Origin of the sequence: Mycobacterium sp. E1715 (assembly GCF_001667625.1) — a bacterium.
Classification (GTDB): Bacteria; Actinomycetota; Actinomycetes; order Mycobacteriales; family Mycobacteriaceae; genus Mycobacterium.
Map to the genome: position 1 here is coordinate 1 of NZ_LZJJ01000053.1, position 9,672 is coordinate 9,672.

Genomic DNA, 9,672 nt, shown 5'->3' on the forward strand with positions numbered 1-9,672 from the left:
GCCGCCCCGCCGTGCTGGTGGTGCGCTGCACGCTGGCGGTCTCTGCGGTCGCGCTGGCGGCGGCGGTGGCGGGCACCTCGCCGGCCGTGACCTCGACCCAGCGCGGGATCCGCATCGACAGCGAAGCGCCGACCAGCGTGACCGCGATGACGACGAACAACGCGCCGGGCAACTTGAACAGATGGGTGCAGACGAACTCCACGCCCGCGGCGATCGCCCCGCCGGCGATGGTGCCGCCGAGCAGACCGAACACGGTCAGCCGCGAGTTCACCCGCACCAGGTCGATGGTCGGCGGCATGACGCGCGGCGTCACGGCGCTGCGCAGCACGCTGAACGACTTGGAGAACACCATCATGGCCAGCGCGCACGGATAAAGGACCCACGACGGGTAGCTCCCGGTTGCGCCGTCGTAATTCATGATCAGCACCAGCGCCAGCGCCGTCCGCAGGACGAACGACCCGGCGAGGGCGACCCGCCGGCCGTGCTGCAACCGGTCCAGCGCCGGGCCGATGAGCGGCGCGATGACCGCGAACGGCGCGATGGTGATCAGCAGATACAACGCGACCCGGCCCTTGCTCTCCCCGGTGGCCGCCGCGAAGAACAACGTGTTGGCCAACGCCACGGCCATCGCGGCGTCCACCGCGAAGTTGGCCACCACCGGCCACGTCAGGGCCGTCAGGCCGGACTTGTCGGCGCCGTCGGCGGTGGCAGCCCGTTGCACCATCCAGTACATCCGCGACCCCATCTCGCGGCTGCGCAGCGCGGCGGCGCGAGTGACGGTGATCCGTTCACCGGGGGCGGCAGGGCGTGGGGGTGAGGTGTCGTATTGATCCGGTTCCGACTGCTGGCCGATCGGCGGCAGGTAGCGATTGGCGCTCGGCATCGGCGGTGGACGGCGGCCACGCCGATCGGCGGCATCGTCGGCGGGGTAATTGGCCATGCCCGGATGCTGTTTACCAGCCCCATTGGCGGGCCGGCGACCCGGAGTGGAGGCCACGCGGCCCGGATGATCACGCCGCCGTCCAGACACGTTCCGATTCTCCCCTATGCCGACGACAAGCGTCTGCAGGTAACGGGTGTGGCTCGCCAACCTAGTATTGGAACCGCAATGGAGAAAGAGGACACCTTGACCGGACCCAGCGAGCAATCCGCCGGGGCGACCGTGGCCGACTGGCCCGAAAGTTTGGCCGCCGTGCTGACGGGTGCGGTAGACCAGGCCAGGACCGCCGTCGTGGAGTTCAGTGGTGCGGAGACCGTGGGCGATTACCTGGGCGTCAGTTACGAGGACCCGGCCGCCGCCACCCACCGGTTCCTGGCTCATCTGCCCGGTTACCAGGGCTGGCAGTGGGCCGTCGTCGTCGCCGCCCATCCCGGCGCCGATCACGCCACCGTCAGCGAGGTGGTGCTGATTCCGGGACCGACGGCGTTGCTGGCGCCCGAGTGGGTCCCGTGGGATCAGCGGGTGCGTCCGGGGGACCTGAGCCCCGGCGACCTGCTGGCGCCCGCGGCCGACGACCCGAGGCTGGTTCCCGGCTACACCGCCAGCGGCGACCCACAGGTCGACGACACCGCCGCCGAAATCGGGCTGGGCCGTCGGTGGGTCATGAGTGCCGCCGGCCGCGCGGAGGCGGCCGAACGCTGGCACACCGGAGAGCACGGTCCCGACTCGGCGATGGCGCGCTCCACCAAACGGGTGTGCCGTGACTGCGGCTTCTACCTGCCGTTGGCGGGGTCGCTCGGTTCGATGTTCGGCGTGTGCGGCAACGAGCTGTCGGCCGACGGGCAGATCGTGGACAAGCAGTACGGTTGCGGCGCGCACTCGGACACCCCCGCTCCTGCGGGCACCGGTTCGCCGATTTACCAGCCCTACGACGATGGCGTGCTCGACGTCGTGGAGCCGCCCGTCCCGACAGAGCCGCCGGAGGCTGCGGACCAGTCGACCGAGGCGGCGGAACCCCGGCCCGAGGACGCCGACGGCGGCCCACAGGCGGAACCGGAGTCCGCGACAACAACTTCGGAGACGCCCGAGCCGCAGTCCGAAGCGCCGGAGTCGCAGCCCGAGTCCGAAGCGCCGGAGCCGCAGCCCGAGCCCGAAGCGCCGGAGTCGCAGCCCGAGCCCGAAGCGCAGGAGTCGCAGCCCGAGCCCGAGGCGCAGGAGTCGCAGCCCGAGGCGGACTAGCCCTTTTCGGCGGCGGCCTTGATCTTGGCGAGTGAGGCGTTCATGCCGTCGACCAATTCGCGTTCGAAGTTCGTGGTCCCGCCGAACAACGCATTCACCGACAGGTTGGAGAACGCGGTCACGCCGTTCTCGGCATGGCGGCTCTCGATCACCCGGGTGCCCGCGCCGGTGGGCTGGAGCTCGTAGCTCCAGATGGTGTTGTTGGTGTTGACCCGGAACGCCAGCTTGGTCTCGGGGATGACCTCGACGACCGTGGAGGTGGTCGGCCAGAACATGCCGTTACGGCGATTGATGTTGAGCGTGCGCGTGCCCTGGCGCAGCGGACCGAATGCCTTCATCCAACGACATTGCGGGCTCCACTCCGGCATCCGCCGAAGATCCGATATCAGCCCCCAGACGGTGGAAACCGGTGCGTCGATATCGATTTGCGCTTGCAGTAGCGGGGCTACCATCGATCCCTCCCGAGTGCATGATTGCGGAATCTAGCCGTGGTCGAAATAGTTCTCGAGTCCGTCCTGCGCGCCGCGTGCGCCCCGACGGGCTTCCGCGAGTTGCAACACGAAGATGCTCGTCCCGAGCACTGTCACCCCGAGCCCGGCCAGCGTCAGCAGGCGCCAACTGTGCAGGGACGGCACGAGGAATGCGGCGGCCGCCGCGGCCACCCAGCCGAGCGCGCCGAGGGCGATGAACGGCCACGCGTTGAGGAGCGCAGGCGGCAGCGGCGGGGGCTCGCGGTTCGGGCCGGGTTCAGCAGACATCGCGATTAACATAGCCGCCGCTGCGCCCCGCCAAAACACCCGCATGCCGGGCGGGCCCACCCCAAAATGCCTGCGCAGCGCGGGTTAAGTGCCCGCACGGTGGTTCGGCGACATTTGGTGAGCCCAGCGGCATCGATCAAAGCCCGTCGTTCACCGGTTCGTATCCCGATTTCGTGAGGTTCCGTGTAACCTCGCGCCATGCCTGACAGCGATGCGCGGCTGGCCAGCGACCTGTCGCTGGCGGTCATGCGGCTCGCCCGCCAACTCCGGTTCCGAAACCCGTCGTCGCCAGTGTCGTTGTCCCAGCTGTCGGCGCTGGCGACGCTGGCCAACGAGGGCCCGATGACGCCCGGCACGCTGGCGATCCGCGAACGCGTACGGCCGCCGTCGATGACCCGCGTGATCGCTTCGCTGGCCGACATGGGCCTGGTGGACCGCGCCCCGCATCCCATCGATGGCCGGCAGGTGCTGGTCTCCGTCTCCCAGTCCGGCGCCGAACTGGTCAAGGCGACCCGGCGTGCCCGTCAGGAGTGGTTGGCCAAGCGGCTGGCGACGCTGGACACCGAGCAGCGCGACACCCTGCGCAACGCGGCCGACCTGATGTTGGCCTTGGTCGACGAAGGCCCGTGAGCGACGGAACCGATGGCCTGAACGTTCAGGACGTCGCCGATCCGGGCGACCCGCGGCTCGACGATTTCCGCGACCTGAACAGCGTCGACCGCCGTCCCGACCTGCCGTCCGGCAAGGGCCTGGTGATCGCCGAGGGCGTGCTCGTCGTCCAGCGCATGCTGGCCTCCCGCTTCACCCCGCACGCCCTGCTCGGGACCGACCGCCGGCTCACCGAGCTCGCGGACGACCTCGCGGGCAGCGCCGTGCCGTTCTACCGAGCGTCCGCCGAAGTCATGGCTCAGGTGGTGGGCTTTCACCTGAACCGCGGCGTGCTGGCGGCCGCCCGCAGGGTGCCGGAGCCCGGGCTTGCCGAACTGGTCGGGCGCGCCCGCACCGTCGCGGTGCTCGAGGGGGTCAACGACCACGAGAACCTCGGTTCCATCTTTCGCAACGCGGCCGGACTGGGCGTGGACGCGGTGGTGTTCGGCAGCGGTTGCGCGGACCCGCTCTACCGGCGCGCCGTGCGCGTCTCCATGGGCCACGCCCTGCTGGTCCCGTACGCGCGGGCGGCCGACTGGCCGGCGGAGCTGTCGATGCTGAGGGAAAACGGATTTCGACTGCTGGCGATGACTCCGGATGCCGGGGCCTGCGCCCTGCCCGAGGCCATGGCGGCCGTCCGCGACGACCGCGTCGCCGTCCTGGTCGGCGCCGAGGGGCCGGGGCTCACGCCGGCCGCATTGCGCTCGAGCGATGTGCGCGTGCGGATCCCGATGTCGCGCGGCACCGACTCCCTCAACGTCGCCACCGCGGCCGCTTTGGCGTTCTACGAGCGGGCTAGGCTCGGGTCGTGACCGACGATTCCGTGCCCTGGGCAACGGGATTGACGGTTGCCGGGTTCGTCGCCGCAGTGACCGGGGCCGCCATCGTGGTGCTGAGTCTGGGACTCATCCGGGTGCATCCACTGCTGGCCGTCGGGCTCAACGTCGTCGCGGCCGGCGGGCTGGCGCCCACGCTGTGGGGTTGGCGGCACAAGTTGGTGCTGCGCTGGTTCCTGCTGGGCGCGGGGGTCGGGGTCGCGGGCGCGTGGCTGACGCTGCTGTCGCTGACGGTGGCGCGGTAGCGCCGACCGTCCGTCTAGCGCTGTCCCCCCGAGCGCACGCCGAGCAGCACGTCCTCCCAAGCCGGGATGACGGGCTTGCCCCGTCGGGTGTGCACCGGCTGCTCTGGGGGAGCGGGCTTGTCTTCGGGAGCAGCGGCGGCGGGCGGCTTCACCGGCTCCTCGAAGTCGACGTGGGACACCCGCGCGAGCGGCCGCAGCGGACGGTCGAAGTTCGGGTCGATCAGCTCCTTGGCAGCGTCGTCGACGGCCGTGACCGTTCCGCCGTGCGCGCCGGGGGCATAGGAGAAGTGCGCGATGTTGTCGGACCGGCCGGCCTTCCACGCGAGCTGCACGGTCCAGCGGCTGTCCTCGTTGCGCCAGGCGTCCCAGCTGAGCCTGTCCGGTTCCAAGCCGCGCGTCACCAGGGCGGCGCTCACCGTCTCCAGCAACGTGAGTACCGCGGGACCGTCGGCGAGCACCGGATGAGCGGCCGTTGCCAGCTCGGCGGCGCGCGCACGTTCCAGCAAAACCGGATGCGCGAACCGGCGGACCCGCGAGATGTCGGAGCCCGACGCCGCAGCCACCTGCTCGACCGAGGCGCCAGCCCGGATCCTGGCTTGAATCTCTTTGGGGCTCAACATGTTTGTGACCTGGATATCGAGCTGCGGTTGATCTGAGGACACGGTCTCGCCGCGCACGGCGGCTTTCAGTTGATCGTCGACGGCGAGCTTGAACGGTTCCCCCCGATCGCCGGCTTCGCAGATGATGTTTTTGCCGTCGGCATCGACCCCAACCATTTTGAGTTCCCGCATGGCTTCTCCTCGCAGGCTCCGTGCAGGTCGACGGACCCGTCTGGTGCGCACTCTAGTTCAGCTAACGCCCACAACCGGTGCTGACACGCTGGGCGGTTGCGTGCTGATTGCGAGCGGGTTACGGCCCGGCTGCGGGCCTGGCCCCGCCCCCGCTCGCCCGGCTACAGCCGCTCGACTACCCAGTCGACGCACTGGGTCAGGGCGCTGACGTCGTCGGGGTCGACCGCAGGGAACATCCCGACCCGCAACTGGTTGCGGCCGAGTTTGCGGTACGGCTCGACGTCGACGATGCCGTTCGCCCGCAAAATCTTCGCGACTGCCGCGGCGTCGACGTCGTCGGCGAAATCGATGGTGCCCACCACCTGGGACCGCAGGGCGGGGTCGGCGACGAATGGCGTGGTGTAGGGCCGCTCCTGGGCCCACGAGTACAACCGGTGGGACGAGTCGGCCGTGCGCTTGACGCACCACTCCAGCCCGCCGTTGCCCAGCATCCAGTCGATCTGCTCGGCCATCAGCGCCAGGGTGCCGACCGCGGGGGTGTTGTACGTCTGGTTCTTCAGGCTGTTGTCCACCGCGATGGGCAGCGACAGGAAGTCGGGGACCCAACGCCCGGACCCGGCAATGGATTCGACCCGCGCCAGGGCTGCCGGGCTCATGATGGCCAGCCACAGGCCACCGTCGCTGGCGAAATTCTTCTGCGGCGAGAAGTAGTAGGCATCGGTCTCGGAGATCTCCACCGGCAGTCCGCCCGCGCCGGAGGTGGCGTCGATGACGACCAGGGCCTCGCCCGAGTCGGCGGGACGGCGGATCGGCACCGCCACCCCGGTCGACGTCTCGTTGTGCGCCCAGGCGATCACGTCGACCGAGGGATCGCTCTGCGGCTCGGGTGCGCTGCCGGCGTCCGCCTTGATGACGATCGGGTCGCCGATAAAAGGGTTGTTGGCGACCGCCGAGGCGAACTTCGAGCTGAACTCGCCGAAGGACAGGTGCAGCGAGCGCTTGTCGATCAGTCCGAACGCCGCCGCGTCCCAGAACGCCGTCGCGCCGCCGTTGCCGAGGATGACCTCGTAACCGTCCGGTACGGAGAACAGGTCGGCCAGCCCCGACCGGACCCGCCCCACCAGATTCTTGACGGGCGACTGCCGGTGCGATGTGCCGAACAGCGGGGCCGCGGTGGTCGTCAGCGCCTCCAATTGTTCTGGCCGCACCTTGGAAGGGCCGCATCCGAAGCGGCCGTCGCGGGGTTTGATGTCAGAGGGAATCTCGAGCTGGTCAGCCATGCTCATCAGGGTAGTGAGCGGACGTGGCCCGCCATGCGGCGGTCCGACTGGCGACCCCTTCCTCCGGCGCAAAACGCCTGGCCGCGCACAGCGGAGTGTTCAACGGGGTGTGACGCAGGGCACACCAAAACGCTGACCACTGGTCAGGCCACAGTGCCCGCCGGGGGTCTGGAAGATATGCGGTACCTGCGGTACTGTCTGGACACAGCACGTCCAAATGTAAACCTCGTTGGGGAGGCTTGGATATGGCCAGGACACGCATGGTTCGGCGTTGGCGCCGCAATATGGAAGTGCGCGACGATACCGAGTACGTCAACACGCTTGCCACACTGTCCGAGGGGTCGGTGCGGCGGAACTTCAACCCGTACACCGACATCGATTGGGACTCACCGGAATTCGCCGTCACCGAGAACGATCCTCGGTGGATCTTGCCGGCGACCGACCCGCTGGGGCGTCATCCCTGGTACCAGGCGCAGTCCGACGAGCGCAAGATCAAAATCGGCATGTGGCGCCAGGCCAACGTCGCCAAGGTAGGGCTGCACTTCGAGTCGATCCTGATCCGCGGCCTGATGAACTACACGTTCTGGGTGCCCAACGGGTCCCCCGAATACCGGTACTGCCTGCACGAATCCGTCGAAGAGTGCAACCACACCATGATGTTCCAGGAGATGGTCAACCGCGTCGGCGCCGACGTCCCGGGCATGCCGCGACTGCTCAAGTGGCTCTCGCCGTTGGTTCCGCTGGTGGCCGGTCCGTTGCCGGTGGCGTTCTTCATCGGCGTGCTCGCCGGGGAAGAGCCGATCGATCACACGCAGAAAAACGTTCTGCGCGAGGGCAAGTCGCTGCACCCGATCATGGAACGGGTGATGGCCATTCACGTCGCCGAGGAAGCGCGGCACATCTCCTTCGCCCATGAGTTCCTGCGCAAGCGGGTGCCGCAATTGACACGCAGGCAGCGGTTCTGGACGGCGCTGTACCTGCCCCTGACGATGAAGGTCCTCTGCAGGGCAATCGTGGTGCCCCCCAAAGCGTTCTGGCAGGAGTTCGACATCCCGCGCGAGGTGAAGCGGGAGCTGTTCTTCCGGTCGCCGGAATCGCGAAAGTGGTTGAGCGACATGTTCGGTGATGTCCGGATGCTGGCCCACGACACCGGGCTGATGGAGACGCGTTCCGCGCGGCTCATGTGGCGACTCTGCAAGATCGACGGCAAGCCGTCGCGTTACCGCAGCGAGCCGCAGCGTCAGCACCTGGCCGCGGCGCCGGCCGCCTAGGACCGCGCGGGTAATCGCCTATGCCGCACGTCATTACCCAGTCGTGCTGTAACGACGGGTCCTGTGTTTTCGCGTGCCCGGTGAACTGCATTCACCCCACGCCCGATGAGCCCGGCTTCGCCACCTCGGAGATGCTCCACATCGATCCGGTGGCGTGTGTGGACTGCGGAGCGTGCGTGAGCGCCTGTCCCGTCGGCGCGATCGCGCCGGACACCCGCCTGGACGTCAAGCAATTGCCGTTCGTCGAGATCAACGCGTCCTTCTACCCGGACCGCCCCGCGGACGAGAAATTGCCCCCGACGTCGAAGCTGGCGCCGGTGATCCCGGCCGCCCAGGTGCGTGCCCACCGCAGGCCACTGACCGTGGCCATCGTCGGGTCCGGGCCGGCGGCCATGTATGCCGCCGACGAACTGCTCACGCAGCATGGCGTGCGGGTCAACGTCTTTGAGAAGCTGCCGACGCCCTACGGGCTGGTGCGCGCCGGGGTGGCGCCCGACCATCAGAACACCAAGCGCGTCACGCGGCTGTTCGATCGAGTCGCCGGTCACCGGCGCTTCCGGTTCTACCTCAACGTCGAGGTCGGCAGGCACTTGAGCCACGCGGATCTGCTCGCCCACCACCATGCCGTGTTGTACGCCGTCGGGGCCCCCGACGACCGTCGCCTGCAGATCGAGGGCATGGGCCTGCCGGGCACCGGAACAGCCACCGAATTGGTTGCGTGGATCAACGGGCATCCCGAGTTCGCCAGTCTGCCAGTCGATCTCAGCCATGAGCGGGTGGTGATCATCGGCAACGGAAACGTCGCCCTGGACGTGGCCCGTGTGCTCACGGCCAACCCCGACGACCTGGCGCGCACCGACATCTCCGACCGTGCGCTGGTGACGCTGCGCGCTTCGGCGGTCCGCGAAGTAGTGGTCGCCGCCCGGCGCGGCCCCGCCCATTCGGCGTTCACCCTGCCCGAACTGATCGGGCTCACGGGCTCGTCCGATGTCGTGCTCAGCGCGGCCGACCACGAGCGGGTCGCGGCCGACCTCGCTACCGCGACGGACGGCCTGACGAAACGCAAGCTGGAAATCCTCACCACGCTCGGCGACGACTCGTCGCCGGCCCAGGGGAACGGCCGTCCGCGGATCCGGCTGGCCTACCAGCTCCCCCCGAAGCGGGTTCTGGGTGAGCAACGCGCCACCGGCGTGGAGTTCGCAGCGACCGGGGGCGACGAGTTGCGCAGGCTGGACGCCGGCCTGGTGCTGACGTCGATCGGCTACCGCGGCAAGCCGATTGCGGGCCTGCCGTTCGACGAGTCCGCGGCGGTCGTTCCGAACGAGGGCGGGCGCGTGGTCGACCCCGACTCCGGGCAGCCGGTGTCCGGAGCCTATGTCGCGGGCTGGATCAAGCGCGGCCCGAGCGGGTTCATCGGCACGAACAAGTCGTGTTCGCTGCAGACCGTTCACGCCCTGGTTGCCGACTTCAACGCCGGCAGGCTCGGCGATCCGGTGGGGCAGCCCGAGGCGCTGGCCGAGCTGGTGCGGGACCGGCAGCCCGACGCCGTCGATGCCCGCGGCTGGCGGGCCGGCGGCGGCAGCGGCGGCGAGCATGTCGGCGACCTCGGTGAATTTGGCTCGCGGCCGACCGTCGGCGCTGCGGGTGGCGGCCTCGGCGGCGTC

9 protein-coding genes and 2 pseudogenes are annotated in these 9,672 nt (G+C 69.2%); 6 read left to right on the forward strand and 5 right to left on the reverse strand.

Features of this window, described 5'->3' with window-relative positions; translation table 11 throughout:
* Positions 1–997, reverse strand: a pseudogene (locus A9X03_RS03070) (MFS transporter); the annotation flags it as partial.
* A 129-nt stretch (positions 998–1,126) separates the two neighbouring features.
* Between A9X03_RS03070 and A9X03_RS03075 the strand changes: the two are divergent.
* Positions 1,127–1,903 (forward strand): annotated as a pseudogene (locus A9X03_RS03075) (DUF3027 domain-containing protein); the annotation flags it as partial.
* Between the two features lie 272 nt (positions 1,904–2,175).
* Here A9X03_RS03075 and A9X03_RS03080 read toward each other — a convergent pair.
* Both A9X03_RS03080 and A9X03_RS03085 read right to left on the reverse strand, forming a co-directional pair.
* Positions 2,176–2,631, reverse strand: a complete 456-nt coding sequence (locus A9X03_RS03080; RefSeq protein ID WP_067747435.1) for an SRPBCC family protein — start codon at positions 2,629–2,631, stop codon at positions 2,176–2,178.
* Positions 2,632–2,661: 30 nt separating this feature from the next.
* Complete coding sequence (locus tag A9X03_RS03085) at positions 2,662–2,937, reverse strand: DUF2530 domain-containing protein (RefSeq protein ID WP_067747505.1); 276 nt, start codon at positions 2,935–2,937, stop codon at positions 2,662–2,664.
* A gap of 198 nt (positions 2,938–3,135) precedes the next feature.
* On the opposite strand from A9X03_RS03085, the gene A9X03_RS03090 reads away from it, so the two are divergent.
* From A9X03_RS03090 to A9X03_RS03100, 3 genes are read left to right on the forward strand one after another with little or no spacing between them, the layout of a single operon-like run.
* Positions 3,136–3,567, forward strand: a complete 432-nt coding sequence (locus A9X03_RS03090; protein WP_067747437.1) for a MarR family transcriptional regulator — start codon at positions 3,136–3,138, stop codon at positions 3,565–3,567.
* Positions 3,564–4,397 (forward strand): RNA methyltransferase, encoded by an 834-nt coding sequence (locus A9X03_RS03095; protein WP_067747439.1) that lies wholly within the window; start codon positions 3,564–3,566, stop codon positions 4,395–4,397. Before A9X03_RS03090 ends, A9X03_RS03095 begins: the two co-directional genes overlap by 4 nt.
* Positions 4,394–4,666, forward strand: a complete 273-nt coding sequence (locus tag A9X03_RS03100; RefSeq protein ID WP_067747441.1) for a DUF2537 domain-containing protein — start codon at positions 4,394–4,396, stop codon at positions 4,664–4,666. Before A9X03_RS03095 ends, A9X03_RS03100 begins: the two co-directional genes overlap by 4 nt.
* Before the next feature lie 14 nt (positions 4,667–4,680).
* Here the strand turns inward: A9X03_RS03100 and sepH are convergent, their stop codons facing one another.
* Positions 4,681–5,457 carry a septation protein SepH gene (sepH, locus tag A9X03_RS03105; RefSeq protein ID WP_067747443.1) on the reverse strand — a complete coding sequence of 259 codons (777 nt, stop codon included), beginning with the start codon at positions 5,455–5,457 and terminating at the stop codon, positions 4,681–4,683.
* A gap of 161 nt (positions 5,458–5,618) precedes the next feature.
* A complete protein-coding gene (gene serC, locus A9X03_RS03110; protein WP_067747507.1) occupies positions 5,619–6,737 on the reverse strand; it encodes a phosphoserine transaminase in 1,119 nt (372 codons plus the stop codon).
* A gap of 245 nt (positions 6,738–6,982) precedes the next feature.
* On the opposite strand from serC, the gene A9X03_RS03115 reads away from it, so the two are divergent.
* Together A9X03_RS03115 and A9X03_RS03120 are read left to right on the forward strand one after the other, a co-directional pair.
* Positions 6,983–8,008 (forward strand): diiron oxygenase, encoded by a 1,026-nt coding sequence (locus A9X03_RS03115; protein WP_067273514.1) that lies wholly within the window; start codon positions 6,983–6,985, stop codon positions 8,006–8,008.
* A gap of 20 nt (positions 8,009–8,028) precedes the next feature.
* Positions 8,029–9,672, forward strand: a 1,644-nt coding sequence (locus A9X03_RS03120; RefSeq protein WP_231975339.1) for an FAD-dependent oxidoreductase, incomplete at its 3' end; no start/stop codon positions are given.

What these genes read in the sequence shown, in the direction of transcription:
- serC (WP_067747507.1), bottom strand. Translation starts at nt 6,737, where the DNA reads ATGGCTGACCAGCTCGAGATTCCCTCTGACATCAAACCCCGCGACGGC.
- A9X03_RS03085 (WP_067747505.1), bottom strand. Translation starts at nt 2,937, where the DNA reads ATGTCTGCTGAACCCGGCCCGAACCGCGAGCCCCCGCCGCTGCCGCCT.
- sepH (WP_067747443.1), bottom strand. Translation starts at nt 5,457, where the DNA reads ATGCGGGAACTCAAAATGGTTGGGGTCGATGCCGACGGCAAAAACATC.
- A9X03_RS03080 (WP_067747435.1), bottom strand. Translation starts at nt 2,631, where the DNA reads ATGGTAGCCCCGCTACTGCAAGCGCAAATCGATATCGACGCACCGGTT.
- A9X03_RS03090 (WP_067747437.1), top strand. Translation starts at nt 3,136, where the DNA reads ATGCCTGACAGCGATGCGCGGCTGGCCAGCGACCTGTCGCTGGCGGTC.
- A9X03_RS03115 (WP_067273514.1), top strand. Translation starts at nt 6,983, where the DNA reads ATGGCCAGGACACGCATGGTTCGGCGTTGGCGCCGCAATATGGAAGTG.